Source organism: Microbulbifer maximicatervae (SeqCode) (assembly GCF_052466985.1).
Genome location: NZ_CP174298.1, coordinates 3,132,501 through 3,157,173, shown reverse-complemented (window position 1 = coordinate 3,157,173; position 24,673 = coordinate 3,132,501). Strand labels below are relative to the sequence as shown.

The 24,673-nt window shown below is 48.5% G+C and carries 18 protein-coding genes; 13 read left to right on the top strand and 5 right to left on the bottom strand.

Annotated features, from left to right (window positions below; all coding sequences use genetic code 11):
• Positions 1-7 precede the first annotated feature (7 nt).
• Positions 8-439 (top strand): type IV pilin protein, encoded by a 432-nt coding sequence (locus ACJJI3_RS13930; protein WP_444940072.1) that lies wholly within the window; start codon positions 8-10, stop codon positions 437-439.
• Between the two features lie 83 nt (positions 440-522).
• On the opposite strand, the gene ACJJI3_RS13925 is transcribed toward ACJJI3_RS13930, so the two are convergent.
• Both ACJJI3_RS13925 and ACJJI3_RS13920 read right to left on the bottom strand, forming a co-directional pair.
• Positions 523-1,914 carry a sigma-54-dependent transcriptional regulator gene (locus tag ACJJI3_RS13925; RefSeq protein WP_444940071.1) on the bottom strand — a complete coding sequence of 464 codons (1,392 nt, stop codon included), beginning with the start codon at positions 1,912-1,914 and terminating at the stop codon, positions 523-525.
• A 116-nt stretch (positions 1,915-2,030) separates the two neighbouring features.
• Positions 2,031-3,611 carry a sensor histidine kinase gene (locus tag ACJJI3_RS13920; protein ID WP_444940070.1) on the bottom strand — a complete coding sequence of 527 codons (1,581 nt, stop codon included), beginning with the start codon at positions 3,609-3,611 and terminating at the stop codon, positions 2,031-2,033.
• Positions 3,612-3,703: 92 nt separating this feature from the next.
• Between ACJJI3_RS13920 and ACJJI3_RS13915 the strand changes: the two genes are divergently transcribed.
• Positions 3,704-5,332: an NAD+ synthase gene (locus tag ACJJI3_RS13915; protein ID WP_444940069.1), complete on the top strand. Its 1,629-nt coding sequence runs from the start codon at positions 3,704-3,706 to the stop codon at positions 5,330-5,332.
• Positions 5,333-5,389: 57 nt separating this feature from the next.
• Here ACJJI3_RS13915 and ACJJI3_RS13910 read toward each other — a convergent pair whose 3' ends face one another.
• Positions 5,390-6,340 carry an outer membrane protein assembly factor BamD gene (locus tag ACJJI3_RS13910; protein ID WP_444940068.1) on the bottom strand — a complete coding sequence of 317 codons (951 nt, stop codon included), beginning with the start codon at positions 6,338-6,340 and terminating at the stop codon, positions 5,390-5,392.
• A 100-nt stretch (positions 6,341-6,440) separates the two neighbouring features.
• Between ACJJI3_RS13910 and rluD the strand changes: the two genes are divergently transcribed.
• The 5 genes from rluD (at position 6,441) to ACJJI3_RS13885 (ending at position 15,522) form a co-directional block, all read left to right on the top strand.
• Positions 6,441-7,394 (top strand): 23S rRNA pseudouridine(1911/1915/1917) synthase RluD, encoded by a 954-nt coding sequence (gene rluD, locus ACJJI3_RS13905; protein ID WP_413664317.1) that lies wholly within the window; start codon positions 6,441-6,443, stop codon positions 7,392-7,394.
• 75 nt (positions 7,395-7,469) lie between these two features.
• The gene (gene pgeF, locus ACJJI3_RS13900; protein WP_444940067.1) at positions 7,470-8,237 is read left to right on the top strand and encodes a peptidoglycan editing factor PgeF; all 768 of its coding nucleotides are present in this window, start codon (positions 7,470-7,472) and stop codon (positions 8,235-8,237) included.
• Positions 8,238-8,520: 283 nt separating this feature from the next.
• The gene (clpB, locus tag ACJJI3_RS13895; RefSeq protein WP_444940066.1) at positions 8,521-11,124 is read left to right on the top strand and encodes an ATP-dependent chaperone ClpB; all 2,604 of its coding nucleotides are present in this window, start codon (positions 8,521-8,523) and stop codon (positions 11,122-11,124) included.
• Positions 11,125-11,331: 207 nt separating this feature from the next.
• Complete coding sequence (locus tag ACJJI3_RS13890; protein ID WP_444940065.1) at positions 11,332-12,438, top strand: efflux RND transporter periplasmic adaptor subunit; 1,107 nt, start codon at positions 11,332-11,334, stop codon at positions 12,436-12,438.
• A gap of 18 nt (positions 12,439-12,456) precedes the next feature.
• A complete protein-coding gene (locus tag ACJJI3_RS13885; RefSeq protein WP_413664321.1) occupies positions 12,457-15,522 on the top strand; it encodes an efflux RND transporter permease subunit in 3,066 nt (1,021 codons plus the stop codon).
• 16 nt (positions 15,523-15,538) lie between these two features.
• Here ACJJI3_RS13885 and ACJJI3_RS13880 read toward each other — a convergent pair whose 3' ends face one another.
• The gene (locus ACJJI3_RS13880; RefSeq protein WP_413664322.1) at positions 15,539-16,603 is read right to left on the bottom strand and encodes a helix-turn-helix domain-containing protein; all 1,065 of its coding nucleotides are present in this window, start codon (positions 16,601-16,603) and stop codon (positions 15,539-15,541) included.
• Positions 16,604-16,858: 255 nt separating this feature from the next.
• Between ACJJI3_RS13880 and ACJJI3_RS13875 the strand changes: the two genes are divergently transcribed.
• On the top strand, positions 16,859-18,076 hold the full coding sequence (locus ACJJI3_RS13875) for a hypothetical protein (protein ID WP_444940064.1): 1,218 nt from the start codon (positions 16,859-16,861) through the stop codon (positions 18,074-18,076).
• Between the two features lie 30 nt (positions 18,077-18,106).
• Positions 18,107-19,186 (top strand): DUF4785 family immunoglobulin-like domain-containing protein, encoded by a 1,080-nt coding sequence (locus ACJJI3_RS13870; RefSeq protein WP_444940063.1) that lies wholly within the window; start codon positions 18,107-18,109, stop codon positions 19,184-19,186.
• A gap of 24 nt (positions 19,187-19,210) precedes the next feature.
• Here ACJJI3_RS13870 and ACJJI3_RS13865 read toward each other — a convergent pair whose 3' ends face one another.
• Entirely contained in the window at positions 19,211-19,684 is a 474-nt protein-coding gene (locus ACJJI3_RS13865) for a DUF4124 domain-containing protein (protein WP_444914796.1), read from the bottom strand.
• A 451-nt stretch (positions 19,685-20,135) separates the two neighbouring features.
• Here ACJJI3_RS13865 and ACJJI3_RS13860 point away from each other — a divergent pair, with 451 nt between their 5' ends.
• The 4 genes from ACJJI3_RS13860 (at position 20,136) to pssA (ending at position 24,411) form a co-directional block, all read left to right on the top strand.
• Positions 20,136-21,872: an acetolactate synthase 3 large subunit gene (locus tag ACJJI3_RS13860; RefSeq protein ID WP_444940062.1), complete on the top strand. Its 1,737-nt coding sequence runs from the start codon at positions 20,136-20,138 to the stop codon at positions 21,870-21,872.
• Positions 21,873-21,883: 11 nt separating this feature from the next.
• Positions 21,884-22,375, top strand: a complete 492-nt coding sequence (gene ilvN / locus ACJJI3_RS13855) for an acetolactate synthase small subunit (RefSeq protein ID WP_282934340.1) — start codon at positions 21,884-21,886, stop codon at positions 22,373-22,375.
• 22 nt (positions 22,376-22,397) lie between these two features.
• Positions 22,398-23,423 carry a ketol-acid reductoisomerase gene (gene ilvC / locus ACJJI3_RS13850; protein WP_282934339.1) on the top strand — a complete coding sequence of 342 codons (1,026 nt, stop codon included), beginning with the start codon at positions 22,398-22,400 and terminating at the stop codon, positions 23,421-23,423.
• A gap of 112 nt (positions 23,424-23,535) precedes the next feature.
• Positions 23,536-24,411: a CDP-diacylglycerol--serine O-phosphatidyltransferase gene (gene pssA, locus ACJJI3_RS13845; RefSeq protein WP_282934338.1), complete on the top strand. Its 876-nt coding sequence runs from the start codon at positions 23,536-23,538 to the stop codon at positions 24,409-24,411.
• Positions 24,412-24,673 lie beyond the last annotated feature (262 nt).

Here is a 24,673-nt window from a genome sequence, read left to right as displayed (position 1 = left end):
GGGCCTTATGAATAAATCTAGCTTTAGTAAATCTTGTGGGTTTACTTTAATAGAAGTAATCATCGTTGTTGCAATAGTTGGAATACTAGCGGCTATTGCTTACCCCTCTTATATGGAATCGGTCCGCAAAAGTAATCGATCAGAAGCTAAAGCTGAAATGAACGATGTAGCACAGCGCTTACAGCGCTGCTTTACAGCCTTTAGCTCTTACGACGATGCAAGTTGTACTGCAGCGAGTGATATATCAAATGGGAACACTCTTGCAACAGAAAATAACTACTATTCAATTTCAGGTGTACTTACTGCGACTACATATACTTTGACTGCCATGCCCCAGTCGGGGTCTGTGCAAGCTGGTGATAATGACTGTGCAAGCTTTACTTTGACTCAAGCGGGGGTAAAAGGAGCGACAGGTTCGAGTAGTGATGATTGTTGGTGAGTCCTTGTAACTAACTTTTCCTGGACTAGTTGTTGAAAACTTGAGTAGCTCTGAAGATACACAGGGCTACTCAAGGTAGATATCTAAGTCTCTAGACCTAACTTCTTTAATCTATAACGAAGTGAGCGAAAACTGATACCAAGCTGCTCTGCAGCTGCGGTTCTGTTCCACTTGGTTTTGCTTAGCGTACTCTCGATAACTTCTTTTTCAATCTCCTGCAAAAATTCATCAATAGTTTGGTGCTGAGAGGAATCAAATAGTTCCTGAGAAGGAATAGGCGGCGTGGGGAGTTGGGTAGGGTCAGTGAACTCTTTGACCGGTGATGTATTTTGATCAAGCTTAAGGTCTAGTGCTTTAATTTCTCCGTTTTCACATAGAGTTAAAGCTCTTTCTAGAATATTCTCAAGCTGCCTAACATTTCCAGGAAAATGGAATTTTTGGAGAGCTAACATAGCTAGGGGGTGGATTTTAGGTTTGGGCAAACCAGACTTCCGTACAATCCTCTGTATGATAGCATGTGCTAGAATCGGAATATCCTTAATACGATCACGCAGTGGTGGTATCGAAATTTCTATAACATTGATCCGATAATAAAGGTCATTTCGGAAGCGTCCCTCTGCCACCTCCTTAGCTAAGTCCTTATGGGTGGCACTTAGAATTCGGACATCAATAGAGACCTCCTGATTTGAGCCAATTGGTCGGATCGTTTTCTCCTGAATAGTCCTAAGTAACTTAACTTGGATATCTAAGGGAAGATCTGCAACTTCATCGAGGAATAAAGTTCCCCCTTCAGCACTTTGTAACAATCCAGTTTTATCTTTGTAGGCTCCGGTAAAGCTACCTTTTCGATGTCCAAAAAGTTCACTTTCCACCAGTTCATTTGGGATAGCACCACAATTAATAGGAACAAAAGGTTTATCGGCTCTAGCTCCTTGTTGGTGAATAGATCGAGCCGCTAGTTCTTTTCCGGACCCAGATTCGCCACTGATATATATAGGGGCATCGCTACGTGCGACTTTTGTCAGTTGACTTCTTAAAACCTGCATGTTGTCAGCGTCGCCCAATAGTAGTTCTGCGTCACTTTGGGCTAATTCACTGATTTGCTGGTGATTCAACCGGAGAGCAAGCTGGGATAAATTTCTCAACCGCTCCAAATCTACGGGTTTACTGACAAAGTCAAACGCGCCTAATTTTAACGCTTTAATTGCACTATCCATATTCCCATGAGCAGTTATAACAGCAATAGGTAAGTGTGATTCGACACTTTCTTGAATATGTTCAACTAGTTGCAAGCCATCGCCGTCAGGTAGGCGTAAATCTGTTAAGCAAAATTGATAGTTATTGTTGTGTAGCAACTCCTTCGCTTGTGAGAGTGTACCTGCACTGTGGCAGTCCACATCCATTCGTTTGAGTGTTAGGCTAATTAAGTTACAAATATCTGGTTCGTCGTCAACAACCAGTGCCAGAGGTCGCATTATTTCTCTGTCTTTTCTTGTTGTGTTGAAATTAGTAAGTAGTATATCAATTGTAATTATGTCAGAAATCAGAAAACCATAATGGCTTGTAGATCAAAAAAGGTCCCTGCGGTAGATCAAGTAACGTCCTCATCGCGGGCAAACTCAATTCTAAAGCAGCTCTTGTCGTCGTTACTACGGCAATGATAAAGGCTAAGGTTATTGACCTCACAAAGCTCCCGAGCGATATACAACCCTAGTCCACTCCCGTTTTGACCTGTTGTGAAGAATGGTTCAAATATTTTATCGAGGAGTTCTTCGGGGACGCCTGCGCCTAAATCTTTGACTTCCAGAACTGTTTTCCTGTGTGCTTTATTGTAGTAGGCACAAATAGTAGCATGGTTTGTTCCAGTAGTTACTTGAGAGTGTTGTAAAGCATTATCAGCTAAGTTGGTAACTACTTGACCCAATTGTGCAGAATCAAAGTATGCTGGCAATGCTTGTTCTTTGATATCTAACTTGACAATGTTGTCGGTTTTACCGGTATTAAAATCTATTAAAAACTGTTTGAGCCAGGCTTTAAGATCGTGTTTCTGGGCTGAGCTGGCACGTCTCCGCGAAAGCTGCATAACATTTTCAACAATCTGATTAATGCGTTGGCTTTGGCGGCATATTATGTCAGTTAATTCTTTGTCTTCCTGTTTCAATTGCGGAGACTCCGACAACAGCTGTGCAGCGTGCTTGATAGCGGCTAAAGGATTACGTATCTCATGTGCAATAGAGGCTGTTAGTTGGCCGAGGGATGCAAGCTTGAGCTTTTGGGCAGCTTCTGCCAGCTTACGGTTATCTTCGACAAAAATTAATGTGCTATGACCTGCATCATGGTGCAATTCTGAAAAGTTTGCATGAAGCTCGTCCCCATTTTTTGCGGGGATAAGGGCATTATTTTGACTCTTATGACTGCGCCACTCCCTAACCTTTTGTCTCAGCTCTGCATGGTAGTCATGTGCTGTATCGATTTGGTTTTCTAGCAATCTTCTTGCTGATTTATTGATCAGCTCTGGCTTGTAAGTAGGGCCTAAAACTAATACACCGGTATTCATTCTTTCAATGATTTCTTGAGCCAGGCGTTGAAGGTGTGCAGCCTGGCGGCTTTGTTTGTCTGCGCGAATATTAGCTTTACGAATACGTTCCGATAGGTACTGGATGGCACTTACGGTTACAAATAGTAGTAAACCTAGTCCGCCAGCAGACACAATCTCCTGGCTAGAACCCGATTCAGTTAGAAAATGGTAAAGCTGGAGTGCGATAACACCCAAGCTAGCAATGGCCGCAAAAAATGCACTGAGGCGCTTATCAAGTAGGATGGCACCGATTGAACAACTGATAAGCAGTAAGTAACCGAGTCCAGAGTTCAGCCCTCCACTAGCCTCGATCAACAACAAGAAAACCAGAATGTCACAGCCCAAAATAATCCCGACTTGGCTGCTATTTGTCTGGTAAGCCTTCTGGCGCAAAAATAGTAACCACGCCACATTCAGAAGGGCATAGGAAGACGTTGTATATATAAATAGTGTTGGCAAGTACGTGCCAAGTGAGCCTCCACCTATGTCGGAGTAGAATACTCCCAGCAGAACTAGGGCTATTGCTACTCGGTAAATTGCGCTTATGCGTAAAAGCTCATGGTGTTGTTGGGGGGATGTCTGGGAACTGCTCACTGTAGATGCCCGGTATTCTTGTAGTGGTGAGCCGCTGCTGTTGTTACCCCGATGGGGTTACAATAGCGGCCTGTCTTGTCCGAGGTTCAACGATGTCTACTTTGCAGTTAGTGCTGGCACAAATCAATTCCCTGGTGGGAGATATTCCAGGAAATACCAAGCAGGTGATAGAAATTGCGCGCCGAGCGTACCAGGAGTTGGGTGCTGACTTGGTACTTTTTCCGGAGCTGACCCTGTGCGGCTACTCTCCTGAAGACTTGTTGTTGCGACCCAGTATGCAGATTCGTATTGATACGGCATTGGATCAGCTCAAAGCTGCAGATCTGCCCTGTGCCATTGTTGTGGGTTACCCCAAGTTGCTCGATGGCCTTATGTTCAATATGGCGGGGGTAATAGTTGAGGGAGAGTTAATCGCAGAATATGCCAAACAGAAGCTGCCTAACTATCAGGTCTTTGATGAAAAGCGTTACTTCAAACCGGGTAAATCTCCCTGTGTAGTGCATATCAAGGGAGTTCCTGTGGGGCTGAGTGTTTGTGAGGACATTTGGTTTCCAGAGCCCATCAAGCAGTCAGTCGATGCTGGGGCCAAGTTGATTCTCAACATCAATGCATCACCTTTCCATCGGGGCAAGGCTCAGCAGAGGCTGGAATTGGTTTCCAGGCAGGCAAAGAATGCCGGGGTTCCCATTGCCTATGTAAACTGGTGCGGTGGTCAGGACGAGCTGGTTTTTGACGGCGGCTCAATCGTTGTTGACGCTGAGGGAGAGGTATGTGCCAGGGCTGAAGAGTTTATAGAGCAGTTGCTGCCAGCTTCCATAACTCTGCAGGGACAGAATTTGACGTTAGTCCCTGGGGAAATTGCTTCTCCTCAAGGCGATTTGGCTTCTGTGTACCAAGCCCTGGTACTTGGGGTGCGCGACTACGTTAATAAAAATGGTTTTAATGGTGTTGTACTGGGGTTGTCGGGTGGAATCGACTCTGCTCTGACATTGGCAGTTGCGGTCGATGCGCTGGGTAAAGAGCGTGTTGAGGCGGTAATGATGCCGTTTCGCTATACCTCAGATCTGAGTAAAGGCGATGCGGCCGATCAGGCGGAAAGAATGGGGGTTCACTATCGGGAAATTAGTATCGAGCCCATCTTTGATTCGTTTATGGGCGCTCTCGCTGAAGAATTTGCTGGCAGTGAGAGGGATACCACTGAAGAGAACCTGCAGGCCCGCTCTCGTGGTGTTCTTTTGATGGCTATCTCCAATAAGAAGGGCGCGATGGTCCTGACCACCGGTAACAAGAGTGAGATGGCCGTTGGTTACGCGACCTTATACGGGGATATGGTAGGCGGATTCAATGCCCTGAAGGATGTTCCCAAAGTATTGGTATTCGAGCTGGCCCGTTACCGCAACACAATTTCTGAAGTGATTCCTGAAACGGTCATTACTCGCCCTCCCAGTGCTGAGCTGGCCCCAGACCAAGTGGATTCTGACAGCCTTCCGCCTTACGAGATCCTGGATCAAATTCTCAACCTCTATGTTGATCAAGACCACAGCGCTGAGGAAATCATTCAGCGTGGCTTCCAGAGAGAGGATGTAGAGCGTGTGGTCAGGTTAGTGGGACGCAATGAGTACAAGAGGCGCCAGGCAGCCATCGGGGTGCGTATTTCTGAACGCGGATTTGGAAGGGATCGCCGTTATCCCATCACCAATGGCTGGAAGCTGGGTGACTAGCTATCCTGAAAATAGAAACGGTGCCGAATGGCGCCGTTTCTATTTTCAAGTGATAAGTTACAGAAGCTCTGGAGGCAGGGGAGTCTCGTCCCGGTTGTATTCGGGATTATAGAGCTCCCGGCTGTCAAAGCCCCGCGGGTCAGATTTTTCAAACAGGCCCAGGGTGACCCTATGCACCAGACTGCGGCCGCTCGGACCTTTGTAAAAGTCGTAGTTGAAAGTACCGTCTTCGTTAAAAGCGGGGTGCTTTGGATAGTTATTGCGCAGTACATCCAGGGCATTAGCCTCGAGATCTTGCATTTCCATCAAATGATAACCTTGAACCATAACTGCCAGGGCATCGGGGACTGCGGGTGTCTGCTGGAAGTTTTCCACAATGTAGCGACCGCGATTGGCTGCTGCGAGGTAGGCGCCGCGCTTAAAGTAGTAGTTGGCCACGTGAACTTCATAGCGAGCCAGCAGGTTACGCAAGTGGATCATGCGCTTTTGCGCGTCTGGAGCGTAGCGGCTTTCAGGGTAGCGGGCCATTAACTGGGAGAAATAAGCGAATGACTCTCGAGCCGATCCTGGATCGCGACTGGTCAAGTCGGTAGGCATAAAGCGCTCGAACAGGCCTGTGCCCTCAGTAAAGGAGGATAGGCCCTTCATGTAGTAGGCGTAGTCGACATTGCGATGCTGGGGGTGTAGGCGGATAAAGCGGTCTGCAGCGGCGATAGCAGCATCGTTTTCATAGTTGCGGTAGTAGGCATAGATCAGCTCAAGCTGAGCCTGTTCCGCGTAGTTGCCGAATGGGAAGTTGTCTTCCAGGGCTCGCAGGTTTCTGATGGCAAGATCCCACTGGCTGGTTCGCAGCTGTCGCTGGGCCATTTCGTAGTATGCCTGTTCTGTACGTGAACCTGTGGGTAGGCCCACTTCCGAATCATCTGTGTTGGCGCAGGCAACCAGTATTGCGGACACCAAGGCCAGCCACAGCATTTTCCAGGTCTGCATAGCCCCTCGCTCTATCATTCTTACACTCTACCTTATTAAACTACCCACCAGTATTAACCTGGCGCGTCGGACATTTAACCACAGTCGCGGAGCTGCCCAAAGTATTTGCAATTGATTGATGATTGAACACCTAAAACTAGATATCCAAGTTCCTGCCAATATGGCTGGTCGACGCTTAGACCAGGCCGCAGCCGAATTAATTCCCGATTTTTCGCGCGCGCGCCTCCAATCGTGGATCAAAGGCGGTCAGCTCACCTTAAACGGCGCCCCAGCTAAGGCTAAGGAAAAGCTTTTTGGCGGCGAGCTTATCCAGCTTCGCGCAGAGCTGGAACCCCAAGGTAGCTGGGCTGCCCAGGACCTCGACCTCAATATTATGTACGAAGATGACTGCCTGATGGTGGTCAATAAGCCCGCGGGCCTCGTAGTCCACCCCGCTGCCGGTAACCCCGACGGCACTCTGCTCAATGGCCTGCTTCATCACAATCCAGCACAGGAGCTGATACCCCGAGCCGGTATTGTTCACCGGCTGGATAAGGACACCAGTGGCCTGATGGTTGTGGCTAAGACTTTGGCCGCTCAGACCCATCTCGTGGATCAATTAAAGCAGAGAACGGTGAGTCGACAGTATGATGCCTTGGTCCAAGGATATATCACCACTGCGGGTCGTGTTGATGCGCCCATCGGTCGGCATCGTCAAAATCGTCTCAAGATGGCTGTTTTGGACTTTGGCGGCAAAGAGGCGATCACTCATTATCGTGTACAGGAGCGTTACAGTGCTTACACGCTCTTACGCTGCAAGCTGGAAACCGGTCGTACTCATCAGATTCGGGTACACATGGCCCATATCAGGCACCCGCTCGTGGGAGATCCACTCTACGGAGGCCGCCCAAAGTTGCCTCCAGAGGCCTCGGCAGACCTTGTTGAAGCTCTCCAGAGCTTCCCTCGGCAGGCTCTGCATGCGGCTGAACTAGCTCTAGTACATCCCACCAGTGGACAGGACATGCATTGGTGTGCGCCAATGCCTGCTGACATGCAAGCACTGCTCGATCAGTTGCGCGCTGATGAGCCCTGAAGTACCGGTTATAAATTCGCCTGGGCACCTATCGCCGGTTCTCGAAAGGACAATTTCGCAAAGCAAGATATCTCAATGCCAAGTAACCACTACCTGATACCCGATTGGCCCGCACCCGCAGGGGTGAGGGCGGCGACGACGCTACGCACTGGGGGCCAAAGTTGTGGCCATTTCTCCTCTTTTAACCTGGCTGCTCACGTGGGGGACAAGGAGTCAGCTGTTACTGCCAATCGCCAACAGTTGAGGGAGGAGCTTGAGTTGCCCTCAGAACCGCAGTGGCTGGAGCAGATCCATAGCGACAAAGTAGTCGAGGCAAGTGATGACGCCTTAGTTCGAACCGCAGATGCCTGCTTTAGCATGAAAAGAGGTGTTGTCTGTGCCGTGCTAACCGCAGACTGTTTGCCTGTTTTGCTATGCGATAAGAGTGGTACCCGCGTAGCAGCAGCCCATGCCGGGTGGCGCGGATTGGCCGGTGGTATATTGCGCAACACCGTACGGGCGATGAAGTGTGATCCTGAGGAGTTGATGGTTTGGTTGGGCCCAGCGATTGGTCCGGAGGCCTTTGAAACCGGAATCGATGTCCTCGAGGCATTCTTTGAAAATGCAATTAGCAGTCGACACACAGAAAAAATCGCTAGCTGTTTCCGCCCACACACTAAGAAACCACTGCACTTTTTAACAGATATCTACGCCCTGGCTCGCGCGGAGTTGGCAGAGCTGGGGATTGGCGAGGTGTACGGTGGGGGGCTCTGCACAATGTCAGAACCTGAGAAGTTTTTTTCCTTCCGCAGGGAGTCTGAAACCGGTCGTATGGCAACTTTGATATGGCGGGATAAAGACTGAACTGAATTTCTAGATGGCTTATTTTTTCTGTGTAAGCCATTCGATAATATTGGGGCAGCTTGGGCAATTACAAGGCTGGGCGTTGACTGGGCTGTAAAAAATTATAAGAGATAGATTTGCCGCAAAACCACTTTGCATAGAATAAATGCCGCTATTGATTTAAATCATTGAAAACCCTTCCTGCGCCCCTATTTTACTTGTCAGTACCATAGCGAATGTAAAAGGCAAATTAGTGCCACTATTACAGCGCTTCTGAAAAAATCGAGTAAAAGAGGTTTCGTTCATGCGAATTGACCGAATGACAAACCCGCTACAGGCGGCATTTGCTGATGCGCAATCCCTAGCGGTAGGGCGCGACCACAACCAGATTTATCCCGAGCACTTGATTCTGGCACTGCTTAACCAGAACAACGGAAGCGCACCCGCATTCCTGTCACAGGCGGGATTTAACCTAAACGGGTTGCGCAATGACCTTGCCAAGCGGTTGGATAGCCTGCCGCGGGTGACTTCCCCCACGGGTGATGTGGGGATGTCCCAGGAATTAATGCGCTTAATGAATCTTACGGACAAGCGAGCCCAACAAAATGGTGACAGTTTTATTTCCAGTGAAACTGTATTACTGGCGGCTTTCGACTCTGCGGCGGGAGAGATTTCCAAAATCTTAAATGCCAACGGCGACATTAAACAATTAGAGGCGGCAATTCAAAAAGTGCGTGGCGACGAAAAAGTGGATGACCCCAATGCGGAAGAAGCGCGCCAGGCGCTGGATAAATATACTCTCGACCTGACCGAGAGAGCTCTGGCCGGCAAGCTTGACCCGGTGATCGGCCGAGATGATGAAATACGGCGGACGATTCAAGTCTTACAGCGGCGTACCAAGAATAACCCTGTACTAATTGGTGAGCCGGGTGTTGGTAAAACTGCCATTGTTGAAGGGCTCGCTCAACGTATCGTCAATGGTGAAGTGCCGGAAGGGCTAAAAGACAAACGTCTTCTTTCCCTGGATTTGGGGGCATTGTTGGCGGGTGCAAAATTTCGTGGAGAATTTGAAGAGCGATTAAAAGCGGTACTCAACGAATTATCAAAACAGGAAGGTCGCATTATTCTCTTTATCGATGAGATCCACACGATGGTGGGTGCCGGTAAAGCTGAGGGGGCCATGGATGCGGGAAATATGCTGAAGCCCGCTTTGGCCCGCGGGGAATTACATTGTGTCGGTGCAACCACTCTGGATGAGTATCGGCAATATATTGAAAAAGATGCAGCGCTTGAGCGGCGTTTCCAAAAAGTGCTGGTTGATGAACCAACTGAAGAGGATACGGTTGCGATTCTGCGCGGATTAAAAGAACGCTACGAAGTACACCACGGTGTTGATATTACCGACTCTGCAATTATTGCCGCGACAAAATTATCGCAGCGTTACATCACTGACCGTCAATTACCAGATAAAGCGATTGATCTTATTGATGAAGCCGCCAGCCGGATACGCATGGAGATCGATTCCAAACCGGAATCCATGGATAAATTGGAGCGCCGTTTAATTCAATTAAAGATTGAACGAGAGGCGGTTAAAAAGGATACGGATGATGAGGCGACTAAAAAACGCCTGTCGAAACTGGAAGAAGAGATTCTACAACTGGAGCGGGAATACTCCGACCTTGAAGAGGTTTGGAAGGCAGAGAAGGCACAGCTTGCCGGCAGCCACGACCTCAAGGAAAAGCTCGAGCAGGCCAAGCTCGATATGGAGTCTGCACGGCGTGCAGGTGATCTCAATAGAATGTCTGAATTACAGTACGGTGTAATTCCGCAACTTGAACAACAGCTTAAAAGTGCCGCTACCGCTGAAGCTTCTGAAGAACCCCGCCTGCTGCGCAATCGGGTTACCGATGAAGAGGTGGCTGAAGTGGTATCCCGCTGGACGGGTATTCCTGTATCTAAGATGCTCGAAGGTGAGCGTGAAAAGCTACTGCGAATGGAAGATGAGTTGCATAAGCGGGTCATCGGACAGGGGGAAGCGGTGGAAGCGGTTGCTAATGCTGTACGCCGCTCAAGGGCGGGGCTAGCTGATCCCAACCGACCCAATGGCTCATTCTTGTTCCTCGGCCCAACCGGTGTGGGTAAGACGGAATTATGCAAGGCATTGGCTCAGTTCTTGTTTGACACAGAAGACGCCATGGTGCGTATCGATATGTCGGAATTTATGGAGAAGCACTCTGTGGCCCGACTGATTGGCGCACCCCCCGGATATGTAGGTTATGAAGAAGGGGGATACCTGACTGAAGCGGTGCGGAGAAAGCCCTACTCTGTTGTCCTATTAGACGAAGTGGAGAAAGCGCACCCCGATGTATTCAATATTCTTTTACAGGTTCTTGATGATGGCCGCCTGACCGACGGCCAGGGGCGCACGGTGGACTTCCGTAATACCGTTGTCGTAATGACTTCAAACCTTGGCTCAGATTTAATTCAAAAATACGCCACTGCGGAAAGTGGCGATGACCTGGACGCTGAAATTCGTTATCGACAGATGAAAAGTGCAGTGATGGAAGTGGTGGGGAACCATTTCAGGCCGGAGTTCATAAATCGTATTGACGAAGTGGTTGTTTTCCATCCATTGGATAAGGCAGAAGTACGCTCTATTGCCGAAATTCAGTTGCAACAACTTTGCCGTCGACTGACAGAGAGGGACCTGAAATTAGAGGTGTCTGAAAGTCTGCTGGATAAATTAGCAGAAGTTGGGTTCGATCCCGTTTATGGTGCACGTCCATTAAAGCGTGCTATTCAGGTATGGCTGGAAAACCCGCTGGCGCAAGATGTGCTCGCCGGTAAATTTTCCCCTGGAGCAACGATCCACGCGGATGTTGAAGGCGATAAAGCCGTATTCCGATAAAAAAGCACTTGGGGGTGCCATATAGTGCACCCCTAAACTCCCGCCGGTTCCTCACTTTCTCCATATCTATACTCACAGGTGCGCTAATCCGTTTGTTCGGATATTTACGTAGAGGGATATCTCTCCGTAGCGCATAGTTTCCCTTGCAAGTATCAGTTTATAGTTTTTATTGACGACACCTTACGGGGGCCTGATATCAGTAAGCGTATGTTGCTAATGCTGCTGGGATGCCTTTTGCTCTTCGGCGGAATTTTTGCTTATAAATTTATTGGCAGGCATATGGTGAATCAGTTTATAGACAACTTAGCCCTGCCTGCGGCTACAGTGACTTCAGCAACTGCCCAGTTTCAATATTGGAAGGAAGACCTGACGGGAATAGGCACCATTCGAGCTGTTAATGGCGTAGAGGTTACTACCGAAGCTCAGGGGGTTATCAGCGCTATTCACTTCAAGTCGGGCCAGCATGTTAGGAAGGACGATTTACTGGCGGAAATTTTTGCCGAACCGGAAAAGGCGCAGTTGCAGGTGTTGGATGCAGAGCTTCGCTTGGCCCGTCGCAATTACGTGCGGATCAAGACTCTGCTGGGGCGAGGTGTAACAACCGAAGCAGATTTGGATAGCGCTCGCAGTACTTTGGACCAGGTGGTTGCCAATATAGAAGTGCAGCGGGCCAGGGTGGATCAGCGAGTCATCGTGGCGCCTTTTAGTGGAGTACTGGGAATTCGACAAATAGATCTTGGACAGAATGTAAGCCCGGGGGAGTCAGTTGTTTCTCTACAGCAACTTGATCCTATTTTTGTTGATTTTTCCCTCCCTGAACAAAAATATGCCTTGGTTAAGGCTGGGCTTGCTATTCAGTTGAAAACAGATGCTTTCCCTAAAAATACTTACGAAGGAAGAATTACTGCTGTTGACCCTCAGGTGGATAGTGCAAGTAGAAACTTTCTAATTCAAGCCACTCTGGAAAATCCCCAACACGATTTACGTCCTGGAATGTTTGCCCAAGTATCCGTAAAGATAAGTGCACAGCGAAAAGTGCTCGTTATTCCCAGAACCGCATTGGCTTTTGCTCCCTATGGGGTGGCGGTTTTTGTGTTGGAGCCCGATAAAGATGGTGAGCATATGGTCGCAGTTAAACGATTTGTGAAAACTGGTGAGGAGCGTGGGGATCTAGTTGAAATCACACAAGGACTTTTGGTGGGGGATATAGTGGCTAGCAGCGGATTACTTAAACTTCGCAATGGAGAGAAAGCGGTTATCAATAATCAAAATCAACCCCCAGAAAGTGCGGACCCCACACCGGAAAATAGTTAAACCTGGAATTTATAGGTTGTGAATTTCACAGAGATTTTTATTCGAAAACCAGTGTTGGCCTGCGTAGTCAGCCTATTTATTTTTCTATTGGGTTTAAGGTCGCTAACGGAATTAAATGTCAGGCAGTACCCGGAACTTGAAAATGCAGTTATTACAGTAACCACCGTTTATGTTGGTGCCGACTCAGATCTAGTACAGGGGTTTATTACTACGCCGCTGGAGCAGGAGATTGCTACTGCAGATGGTATCGATTACATGGTTTCCACCAGCGTGCAAGGTCTCTCGACGATAAACGTTTATGTACGTTTTGATTACGATCCAAATGAAGTGTTAACTCAGGTCGTTGCCAAGGTAAATAAGCTGCGCAGTGAATTGCCTGATGAATCAGAGGATTCCAGTGTGGAAATGCAGCAGGGAGAAACCACTGCTGCAATGTACCTTTCTTTTTCCTCAAATATTCTCGCTAATAATCAAATCACGGATTATCTGACACGCGTTGTTCAACCTAAATTGGCGACTATAGCTGGTGTGCAGCGAGCTCGCCTTTTGGGGGACAGCACCTTTGCAATGAGAGTCTGGTTAAAACCGACAGAGATGGCGGCATTGGAAGTCACACCTGCGGATATTTCTGATGCGCTTAGGGATAATAATATTCTGTCGGCAGTTGGTTCGACAAAGGGAACCCGTGTGGCACTGGAAATACGTGCGGATACAGATATTGCACGTCAATTGGATTTCCGCAAGCTAGTGGTTAGAGCCGATGGGGATAAGTTGGTTCGTCTAGGTGAAGTGGCGGAGATAGAGTTAGGAGCTGAATCCTATGACAGCTCTGTGACTTTTAACGGGCAGTCTGCCACTTTTATTGCTATTGAGGTGGCACCCGATGCGAACTCCCTTGATGTTATTAAAAAAGTACGCGAGGAGTTGGAGCAGAAAATTTTTCCACAGTTGCCAGAGGGTATGCTAGGCGAGATCCCTTACGACAGTACTGAATATATTCAGGACTCCATTGAAGAGGTCGTCAAAACAATTGTTGAAGCAGTATTTATAGTAATTTTGGTGATTTATTTGTTTCTGGGGTCAGTTCGCAGCGTATTGATTCCAGCAATTGCACTACCTCTTTCTCTTGTTGGTGCATTCTTTTTAATGTTTTTAATGGGATTTTCCATCAACTTGCTCACATTGCTAAGCATGGTTCTGGCAATCGGAATTGTTGTTGATGATGCCATTATTGTTCTGGAAAATGTCCATCGACATATAGAGGAGGGCTTGCCTCCAAAAGAGGCTGCGATCGTAGGGGCTCGAGAGTTGGCATGGCCTGTAGTGGCTATGACTACAACGCTAATTGCAGTATATATTCCTATTGGTTTTCTCGGTGGTTTAACCGGGACCCTATTCATAGAGTTTGCATTCTCCCTAGCTGGCGCCGTATTACTGTCTGGAGTGGTCGCTCTTACTTTATCTCCCATGATGGCCTCGAAAATATTAAAGCCTCGCGATGGTGGAGGTACCCGGTTTGAAATTTGGCTGGAACGCCAATTTAATCGACTTCAGACGAGATTTGAAAAATCGCTCCATTCTTCTCTTGATGAGCGCCGAGTTATTTTGGTTTTCGGCTTAATTGTATTGATAAGTTGTTACTTCTTATTTGTGACGTCCCCTCAAGAGCTTGAACCTACAGAGGATAGGGGGCTTGTTCTTACAATTTCTACTGCCGATGCTTACGCAACTTTAGATTATGTTGAACAGTACAGTGGTGAACTTAATGTCATTGCTGAGAGATTTACTGAGGTTGAAAATCTTTTTCTGCTTAATGGGGCGGGCACCTTCAGTAGTGGTGTTAATAATGCGGTGGCCGGGTTTGTTTTGGCTCCCTGGGAAGGGAGAGACCGCGATACGGAAAAGATGCAGGAGTTGATTAGCAGTGATGTGCAGCAAATAGCCGGGCTAAAAATAGCTGTAGTGGTGCCACCAAGTCTGCCAACTGCGGGAGGGCAGCTTCCGGTTGAATTTGTTATCGGTTCTACAGAGCCCATGGAGAATCTGGCATCGGTGGCAAGCGATATTATGACCCGAGCTTTGGAGAGTCGAAAGTTTATTTTTCTAGATTCTGATCTGAAAATTGATAAGCCAAAAATTGTAATAGAAATTGATCGTGATAAAGCAGCCAGTATGGGTGTGGAAATGGTGGACCTGAGTCGTGACTTAGGTGCGATGTTATCTGGGGCTTATGTCAACCGTTTTTCCCTGGATAATCGCAGTTATAAAGTTATCCCTCAAGTCGAGAGAGTTGATCGCCTTACCCCTGATCAGCTGGAGCAATATTATATTCGGGCGGTAAACGACAAGTTGGTTCCTGTGAGTACTTTGATAAGGCTCACGGAAACCGTTGAACCACAGCAACTAAAGAGATTTCAACAATTAAATGCCGTCACTATTTCGGGTGTGCCACGCCCTGGGATTACGTTGGGTGAAGCATTGATGGTGTTGGATAATGCGGCTAAAGAAATCTTACCGGTCGAGTATTCTGTAGATTACTCGGGGCAGTCCAGGCAATTCAAAACTGAAGGATCAGATTTGGTGGTTACCTTTTTCTTTGCCTTGATAGTGATTTATTTGGTGCTGGCTGCTCAATTTGAATCCTGGCGCGATCCCTTGATTATGTTGGTCACCGTACCGATGAGTGTTTGCGGAGCGATGATTTTCGTCAGTCTAGGATTGACGACCCTCAATATTTACACACAAGTGGGCCTGGTTACCCTGATTGGGGTTATTTCCAAACACGGCATTCTGATAGTGGAGTTTGCCAATAAATTACAGCTCTCAGGGCTTGAAAAGCGATCAGCGATTGAGCAGGCCACTTCAATCCGTTTGCGACCGATTTTAATGACTACGGCATCTCTGGTTTTGGCGATGGTTCCATTGTTAATAGCGTCGGGGCCTGGTGGAGGAGCAAGGTTTGCAATGGGCTTGGTAGTGGCGACCGGTATGACAATTGGAACGTTATTTACTTTATTTGTCGTGCCGGCGATGTATATGTATCTTGGGCGGAATTTTGAGGCGGAGGCTGTAGCGGCCTCCTGAGCCTCTTTACACTTATTTACGCTTCGAAAATATCTCTGCCGACATTACTGCGACGGAACTCGGAAGGGGTGACTCCCTCATGTTTTTTAAAGAAGCGGGTAAATACTGCGCGTTCGGCAAAATGAAGTTGTACCGCAATGCTTTCTACGGAATCACTGGTTGAGAGAAGGAGTTTCTTGGTCAGAGATAGCGTAACACTGTCTTTAAGCTGCTGGAATGTTACTCCCTGTTCTCTCAATCTGCGCTGTAAAGTGCGGCCACTGGTGCGGAAGTGGGCTGCGGCTTGTTTGATAGTGATTTCTTCACTGAGCAAGTGCTTCTCGAGCCAGGCCCGCAAACTCGCTGCCAGGTTATAGCTGGTCAAAGTGTTGTGTAGAACTGCTTTTAATATATTTCGGCTTTGGCTGCGAATGATTTTATGGTAACTGGGTATAGGGAAGTCCAGTATCTGGGAGCCCAGGATAATCGCATTTTCATCAGCGGAAAATTCAATCGGGCACTGGAAAATCCTCTTGTGGATAGAGTCATCTTCTGGCTTTTCACTGCGTAACTTTAATCCCCTGACCTCGGGAAATCTGGGGTTAAGAGTGCGCAAGAGATCTACTCCACGACTCATCAGCATTTCAGCAATAAAATGATTGACCGGAGCGCTAAAGAGTTCCTGCTGCCAGTTGAGTGTGAGTACCTCCGCATCGACTTCCTGGTAAGTCTGGAACCGCAGGAGGGGGGCCAGAGTTTGTGAGAGTACAATTTCTGCAGGGCGAAAGATCTCCCTCGGCCGTCTCAAGGAGGGCTGAGCTTCGATAATAGTTTCTTCAAGCCAAAGCATAATTGGAAAGCGACTAAAGCTGAGACCTGGTGAGGTAACAGGGGATAGCGCCAGTATGCTTTCAATTAGAGCATTGAATTCACTGTAATTGAGCCATTCACTCTCTCCTGGATTCCAGCTAAATGAGAATGGCAATCGTTCAATTAGCGTCTCGGTGGGAATGCCGAGCCTGGCGGCGGCAACCACAAAGTAAGGCGCAAATATCTTGGGCACGCCGGCATGGCCGGACATATTTTTATTTTGGTCTCTCATGACTTACTGCCGTCCGGGTGGCGTTGCCGGCATCATAGCAAAGGCGCCTCAAAGCACGAGTATAAATTGAGGAATATGACGAATTGGTCGCTTCGCGTGGCGGATTCGACCCCCCTCTGGCGCCTTTAATCCTATTCCCAAATAGAGGGTAAAGGATAAGTTTTAGTCGTCTGCTGTACATTGCGTTATTCAGATTTTTTAAAACTCTTCAGTCACGAGAGTTACCACTTACTAAAACAATAAAGGAAAATAACAATGGCACTGTCTAAAAGGCTGGGTACAAGCCTGTCTATTTTTTTCTCGGCGATAATTGGAGCTTCATCAGCGGTAGCGGAAAACTGCTATATCCTGGTTCATGGACACGGAGTCGAAGGACACACTACAAGTGAAAGTAATGATGGGAGTTTAGTGCAGCCAGCACTGGACTATTGGAGTGAGGCGGTTTTCGACGAATATTCTAGCAGTGATTTTATTGAGCAATTGTTAGTTGATGGCGGCAATTACGGTGTTGTCGGTTATAACTCAACTGATGAAGGTGAATTTCCCTATTGGCATGATGAGACTGCGGGTGAAATTGCTCGTCAAATTATAGAGATCCGCTCTGGCCAGGGAGATCGGTTTGAACACGAAAACCAGTGCTCAGCAAAGGACACTTTCTGGATTATTTCCCACAGCCAGGGTGCCGCCCAAATGATGTATATCGCGGGTAACGCTGTTGAAGGATCCCCATACTACAATCGCGCCTACAACCAGTTCGATAGCAATACAGAAATTCAAGAAGTAAAAAAATGTTCCACGACTTGGTATGGCAGTAAATCCTGTAAAACAGTTGAAGAAGAAGTTCGAGTTGCCGGGCTTAACGAGAGCTACGCAGTGAGCGTTGATTTTGATGCGGCTATCAGCGGTGTTGCTGCAATATTCACCACAGGAGGTGCAATTACCGGTACTGAAGGCGTTGATCGGATATGTAATGGAAGCTGGTATGACGATTTGGTCAATGCACTATTTCTTGGGCGTGAGTGTTCGGCGGTTCGCTATATGCAGACTAATGATGTTTACACTGTGAGAAATTATGTAGGGACTAATCTCGGTGCGCCGGTGTACACCATTGGCGGTTATGCGGGCTTCCCAGGTGTGGAAAGTGCTACCTCCATGCTGCTGAATGGTGAGGATGACGGTTACATTAATTTGGCTTCGCAAATGAACTGTTCCGGATCTGCCAAGCGCAACCTGTGGTCGAATCTCAAAGAATATGAAACCCTGTTTGGCGTAGCTTACGGCAGCGCGATTTTCTCTTGTGATAACGACAGTAAAGGCACTGCTCGATCTTACAATTTGGCCAGTATCTATACAGATCATGATGCGCAGCGTAACGGTGGTATTCTATCGCCCGATTATGATTCTATTCCCGATGGACTGGACTGTGGTTCAGGAAAGAACAGCGCGGGTAGAATCTCAGCCTGCACGAATTAACTAAAAAAATAAAAGGCTTCGGAGGTATTGATGTCCACATCAAGCAAAGATCGCTCAAAGGCCCGGCTGGCAGGCTGGGGTGTACTGGCCGTAGTTACTGGACTGGTGGGTTACTGGGCCCTGACTGGTGGTGAAGAGGCGACGCCCGCTGTTGTAGCGAAAGCAAAAGCTGAAGAGCAATCTATCCGAAGCCGCAAGCCTGATAACGTTAAGCCGGCGGAACTGGAGCAAGAGGAAGAGGATCAGTCTGTAAAACTATGGAAGGGAATTCAGTCCCTGCCCAACAAGACTGAGTTACACGAATCCCTTCTCTCGGATCTGGCCCGCTTTCATCGCTATCCGCCAGAAAACCGAGCAATTAAAACTCCTGAACAGGACCCGATTACTCAGACATTTGCGGTGGATGAAAGAACCACGCACAGTGAGGAAGGGGATTCTCTGACTATATGGACAGATGAAAAGTTTTATTTGCGTGGGGATACTATTCGGGTTTTTGCCTATCAGGCCGATAGTGATGGAGATCGGGTCAGTGCTGACCTGACTGCGCTGTTGGTTTACGAAGATCAACAAGTCGTGGGTACCTTGGCTTTTAGTGATTCGGATGGAGACTTAGTCTACGAAGTATTGATGGAGGCGGGCTCCTTTAATAGCCAGGTGCTGGAAGCGGGCATTTTTAAGGTAATTGTGGATACGGATATTGATGGTCTCCGAGATGCGGCAGCATTCACCCTATCTGAGGATACGGGAAGCTATACGGGCTCGTTGCGGGATTCCGTTACCGCCGATGGCAATTTATTAATTGAGGCGGAAGTCGATATCAGCAGAGAGGGGCGCTACTATTTTCAGGGCTCCCTTTATAACGATGAGCAATCCCCGATAGGCACAACGCAAAATGCTCTTGAGTTAACGGCGGGGCGGCACTGGGTTCCCCTGGAGTTTTACGGGCTCTTAATTCGCGATGCCGGGCAGGACGGCCCCTATCTGGTGAAACAATTGAGTATTGCCAGGGTGACGGTACCTATGGCCAGGGATAGTGCTTTTGAACCAGGCTATTACACCGAACGCTATAGCCTGGATCAATTTAATGATAGTCCCTACCGTGAGCCTTAGGAATCGGTATCGCTAGAAGGGCGACTAGCAGTTTTTCTTGATTTGCTCGCGGGCTTTGGTAATGCGTTCTTGCCGCTCATCTTCTCCGAGCCTGCGATAGTTTCCATCTTTATCTTTTTCGCGCACTCTCGCGTGTGTGGTCAGGCTCTTAAGGTTCTTTTGGTACGCGACACAGAGCTCTGCTCGTTTTGCTGCCTCTTCTTTAGCCCTGGCCTCCTGTTGTCTCTGGTGCTCAGCGTCAGGCAGCTGTTCTTCCTTTGGCTGTTGAGGCAACTGAGGTGCACTTTTCTGTGCTTCACGTGCGGCTATCGCATGTTGTTCAGCTTCCCATTTCTTATAGCGCTCTGATTTGGGCTTTTTGATCACGTCCACTTGAGTGCCTCCTGGAGGTTGCTCACCGAAGTGGACAACACCATTCTCATCTACCCATTTATAGATGCCGTCGGCTTGAGTGGTCGTAGCTGTTACTGCAATCAATAGCGCCAGTAAGATGCGCATGGTGCTTACCCCTTGTGTTGATGTTCCTTCCGTCCCCTTATTGTACCGGTACTGGTGGGTTTTCCTGTAACTGTCTTAACACTTTCGCAGACACCTATTGACAGCTAGGACTCAATTGGCAAAATCGGGGGTTTACTCAGTGACTAGATCTCACCGCACACCCGTGGTTTTGAGTCTAACCCTGGTGGAACACCCTCCATCGAAATTCCACTGAGTGGCCCTCCCCACCCCTGGAGGCCTGCTAACCCCGTAGTGAACCTTTGTAGATTTACTTGGGGTTGGGTGTTTATGCGCGATCAGTTCATCCTAAAAATCGGCAGCTAAACACGCAACAGGCTGATATTTGTCACCATTTTCCCCTATAATTGCTGCCTGGCATTCTTGCTTGTAGGCGTTTTATACGTTTTCGGTGATGGCTATCCTATAAAACAGGAAAATTGAGGAGACTCAAGTGGAATTACTTTCCGGCGGCGATATGTTGGTTCGCGCGCTGCAGGATGAAGGGGTGGATCTGATTTTTGGATACCCGGGCGGCTCAGCGTTACATATCTATGATGCTATTTTTCGGCAGAAGTCGATAAAGCATATTCTCGTGCGCCACGAGCAGGGTGCGACCCATGCTGCTGATGGCTATGCACGGTCTACTGGTAAGGCGGGTGTGGTACTGGTGACGTCTGGTCCCGGTGCTACGAACGCGATTACTGGCATCGCAACGGCCTATATGGATTCTATCCCTATGGTGGTGATATCCGGCCAGGTACCCAGGGATAAGATCGGTGAGGATGCGTTTCAGGAAACAGATATGGTCGGTTGCTCGCGGCCGATCGTGAAGCACAGCTTTTTGGTAAAAAATGCTGAAGATATTCCTACGATCGTCAAAAAGGCATTTTTTATCGCCAATACTGGCCGTCCCGGTCCCGTAGTGATCGATGTTCCAAAGGATGTAACCAACCCGGCGGAGAGATTCCCCTACCACTACCCTGAAAAATTGCGGATGCGCTCCTATACCCCAGCCGGTAAGGGGCATAGCGGCCAGATTCGCAAAGCGATTGCTATGTTGCTGTCAGCTCGCCGCCCGGTGATTTATGCCGGCGGGGGAGTGGTGCAGGGTGGCGGCGCCGAGCTTCTCACCGAGCTGGCTAGAAAGTTGAACTACCCGGTGACTAATACCTTGATGGGGCTCGGAGCATTTCCCGGAAGTGACAGGCGTTTCTTGGGAATGCTCGGTATGCACGGCACTTTCGAGGCAAATACAGCTATGCATCACGCCGACGTTATCCTGGCTGTAGGTGCACGCTTTGATGACCGGGTGACTAATACTCCAGGCAAATTCTGCCCGGGTGCCAAAATTATTCATATCGACGTCGATCCGGCTTCGATCTCTAAAACGATTGTTGCCGATATCCCGATTGTTGGCACGGTCCAGGCTGTCCTTCGAGAGATGCTCGAAGCGCTGAAAGCCAGTGATGAGCAGCCGGATCATTCCGCGATAGTTGACTGGTGGCGCCAAATTGATGATTGGCGTGAGCGTCACGGACTCTACACGGCTCCTCGTTATCAGACTAATGGTGCTCTGATAATGCCGCAGGATGTGATCAAGGCGGTGTATGACATTACTGAGGGTGATGCTTTTGTGACATCCGATGTAGGGCAACACCAGATGTTTGCTGCGCAATATTACCTGTTTGATAAGCCGCGCCGCTGGATCAACTCCGGTGGGTTGGGGACTATGGGTTTCGGCTTACCGGCAGCCTTGGGGGTGAAAATAGCTCACCCGGATAAAGAGGTTGTGTGCGTAACTGGCGAGGGAAGTATCCAGATGTGTATTCAGGAGCTTTCTACGGCTACCCAATATCATCTGCCAGTAAAAATCCTCTGCCTTAACAACCAGGCTCTCGGGATGGTGAAGCAGTGGCAGGAGATGCAATATGAAGGAAGGCTTTCCAATAGTGTTTACGAGGAATCGCTGCCTGATTTTGTGAAACTCGCCGAGGCATACGGTCACGTCGGGGTGAAAGTGGAGCGTCGTGAAGACCTACACAACAAGTTGCAAGAAGCTTTTGCAATTAAGGATCGCACTGTATTTATCGACGTATACGTCGACCCATCTGAGCATGTCTATCCCATGCAAGTGCTACCAAATGGCTCCATGCGTGACATGTGGCTGAGCAAAACTGAGAGAACTTAAAGGGTAGGGCGATGCGTAGAATAATTTCGGTTCTGATGGAGAACGAACCAGGGGCTTTGTCCCGTGTTGTTGGCTTGTTTTCCCAGCGTGGCTACAACATTGAAAGCCTCACCGTGGCGCCTACTGAGGATGCGACTTTATCGCGTCTCACTTTGGTGACGATTGGTGACGATCACAAGATTGAGCAAATTACCAAGAACCTAAACAAGCTTATCGATGTTGTGAAATTGGTGGACCTCACTGAAGGCTCTCACATCGAGCGGGAGCTGCTATTGGTGAAAGTGCGAGCCAATGGTGCCCAGCGCGATGAGGTGAAGCGCAGTGTCGATATTTTTCGCGGGCAGATCGTCGATGTCACCAGCAGTATGTACACGGTACAGGTGGCAGGAACCGGTGAAAAACTCGATGCGTTCCTCCAGGCGCTGGGGGAACACACAATTATGGAAGTGGTGCGATCCGGAGTTTCCGGGATTGCCCGCGGTGAAAAAGTATTAAGTGTATAGAGTAAAAAGCAGGAATTGAGCGATGCAAGTTTATTACGACAAAGATTGTGACCTTTCTTTAATTCAGGGAAAAACAGTAGCCATTATTGGTTATGGATCTCAAGGTCATGCCCATGCCAATAACCTGAAAGACTCTGGTGTAGCGAATGTTGTTGTTGGGTTGCGCGAGGGGTCTGCTTCCTGGAAAAAGGCTGAAGGCGCGGGCTTGAAGGTAGCTGAAGTTGTCGATGCGGTGAAAGATGCCGACGTGGTTATGATTCTCGCTCCGGATGAATACCAGGCGAATATTTACAAAGAGCAAGTTGCTCCAAATTTAAAGTCTGGTGCAGCACTGGCTTTCGCGCATGGTTTTAATGTGCACTTTGAATTGATTGAGCCACCAGCGGATGTCGATGTCATTATGGTTGCTCCCAAGGGGCCCGGCCATACCGTTCGATCGACCTACCTTGAGGGAGGCGGTGTCCCTACTTTGATTGCGGTTTATCAGGATGCGACAGGTAAAGCAAAAGACTTGGCGCTGTCTTATGCCTCAGCTAATGGTGGTGGCCGCTCAGGTATTATTGAAACCAATTTCCGCGAAGAGACTGAAACAGATCTCTTCGGTGAGCAGGCTGTTCTGTGTGGGGGTGTTTCTGCGCTTGTAACGGCTGGTTTTGAGACTCTGGTAGAAGCCGGCTATGCTCCGGAAATGGCGTATTTTGAATGTCTGCATGAGTTGAAGCTGATTGTCGACCTGATGTACCAGGGGGGCATTGCCGATATGCGCTACTCTATCTCCAATACCGCAGAGTATGGTGACTACGTAACAGGCCCGCGTATTGTTACGGAAGAAACCAAGGCAGAAATGAAACGGGTTCTTAAAGATATTCAAACCGGTAAGTTTGCCAAAGACTTTATGCTCGAGTCCCTGGCGGGGCAGCCGCGCCTGAAAGCTGAGCGTCGCATTGGCAGCGAACACGAGATTGAGCAAGTGGGGGCAAAACTCCGCGCCATGATGCCATGGATCAAAGCGAATAAAATTATTGATCGCACCGAAGGTAATAGCTGACTTAAGGTTGGCAAAAACGGCAGGGGCGACCCTGCCGTTTTTTTTTGCTCTGGGCTCGGGTGGTAAATTGGCGTTAAACTCGCTGACTGCACAATGCATCAATGGAGAGTATATGAGCGGTCAAGGGGGCGAAAAACAGCCCATAGACTCAAGTAGTGAGGCTACTGAGGAAATTCGTTTGCCTGTCGATGAGCATGTTGAGGAAGAGGTTTCCTCCAGTGGTAAAAGAGTGCGCGCACGAGGTATCTACCTGCTGCCCAATCTTGTGACAACAGGTGCACTGTTTAGCGGCTTTTATGCCATTGTCGCAGGTATGAGTGGGCATTTTGAATCGGCTGCGATAGCGATTTTTGTCGCGATGGTACTGGATGGATTGGATGGGCGCGTAGCTCGCCTGACAGATACCCAAAGTGCCTTTGGTGTTCAATATGACTCGCTTTCAGACATGGTTTCATTCGGCCTGGCTCCTGCCTTGGTCGTTTTCAGCTGGGCGCTGGGAAACCTGGGTAAATTTGGCTGGGCTATAGCATTTTTATATGCAGCTTGTGCGGCATTGAGACTTGCGCGTTTCAATACACAGGTAGATACCGTTGATAAAGGGGTCTTTATTGGATTGGCGAGCCCAACAGCTGCTGCGATCGTCGCGAGCATGGTGTGGGCAGGCCACAATGCTGAAGTAGGACCAGGCCTGGCTATAGTGGCGGCACTGGTTACTGCGGTTTCGGGTCTCCTGATGGTATCGAATTTCCGCTACTCCAGTTTCAAAGGGCTCGACTTTAAAGGTCGCGTGCCCTTCGTAATGATGCTTGCGGTTATATTGGTCTTTAGCTTAATAGCGATTGATCCGGCAGGTGTGCTCTTAACCCTGGCTGTTCTATACACGCTTTCGGGTCCGGCTATGTGGCTTTGGAATCATTTCCACCGCAGCTCGGAAACTGATGCGGTAGAGGATGACAAGGTAAAGGCGGATTACAAAGATCAGCACTAGTCTTTATTGATATCTCTTTTGGAATTCTGCTGGCCGACTCTAATATTGAGTAGCGGGAGTGCGAACTAACACGGAAAGTGATCGTCGGGAGGTCGGATGCGGCCTCAATACTCCCCTCAAAATAAGAGGGCTGTGCAATTACTGAAAAAAGTCTTGCACAGAAGCACAGTAATCCGTATAGTTCGCGCCCTCGCTGCCTGAGACGGTGGCGAGAGGCAACTCCAAGCGATTGATTTTCCTCAGAAAATTTCTTCAAAAAAGA

Bases quoted from the DNA above. Each gene is read 5' to 3' on its own strand.
- ACJJI3_RS13915 (WP_444940069.1), top strand. From the start codon at position 3,704: ATGTCTACTTTGCAGTTAGTGCTGGCACAAATCAATTCCCTGGTGGGA.
- ACJJI3_RS13930 (WP_444940072.1), top strand. From the start codon at position 8: ATGAATAAATCTAGCTTTAGTAAATCTTGTGGGTTTACTTTAATAGAA.
- rluD (WP_413664317.1), top strand. From the start codon at position 6,441: ATGATTGAACACCTAAAACTAGATATCCAAGTTCCTGCCAATATGGCT.
- ilvN (WP_282934340.1), top strand. From the start codon at position 21,884: ATGCGTAGAATAATTTCGGTTCTGATGGAGAACGAACCAGGGGCTTTG.
- ACJJI3_RS13875 (WP_444940064.1), top strand. From the start codon at position 16,859: ATGGCACTGTCTAAAAGGCTGGGTACAAGCCTGTCTATTTTTTTCTCG.
- pssA (WP_282934338.1), top strand. From the start codon at position 23,536: ATGAGCGGTCAAGGGGGCGAAAAACAGCCCATAGACTCAAGTAGTGAG.
- clpB (WP_444940066.1), top strand. From the start codon at position 8,521: ATGCGAATTGACCGAATGACAAACCCGCTACAGGCGGCATTTGCTGAT.
- ACJJI3_RS13880 (WP_413664322.1), bottom strand. From the start codon at position 16,603: ATGAGAGACCAAAATAAAAATATGTCCGGCCATGCCGGCGTGCCCAAG.
- ACJJI3_RS13910 (WP_444940068.1), bottom strand. From the start codon at position 6,340: ATGATAGAGCGAGGGGCTATGCAGACCTGGAAAATGCTGTGGCTGGCC.
- pgeF (WP_444940067.1), top strand. From the start codon at position 7,470: ATGCCAAGTAACCACTACCTGATACCCGATTGGCCCGCACCCGCAGGG.
- ACJJI3_RS13870 (WP_444940063.1), top strand. From the start codon at position 18,107: ATGTCCACATCAAGCAAAGATCGCTCAAAGGCCCGGCTGGCAGGCTGG.
- ACJJI3_RS13890 (WP_444940065.1), top strand. From the start codon at position 11,332: ATGTTGCTAATGCTGCTGGGATGCCTTTTGCTCTTCGGCGGAATTTTT.
- ACJJI3_RS13925 (WP_444940071.1), bottom strand. From the start codon at position 1,914: ATGCGACCTCTGGCACTGGTTGTTGACGACGAACCAGATATTTGTAAC.
- ilvC (WP_282934339.1), top strand. From the start codon at position 22,398: ATGCAAGTTTATTACGACAAAGATTGTGACCTTTCTTTAATTCAGGGA.
- ACJJI3_RS13865 (WP_444914796.1), bottom strand. From the start codon at position 19,684: ATGCGCATCTTACTGGCGCTATTGATTGCAGTAACAGCTACGACCACT.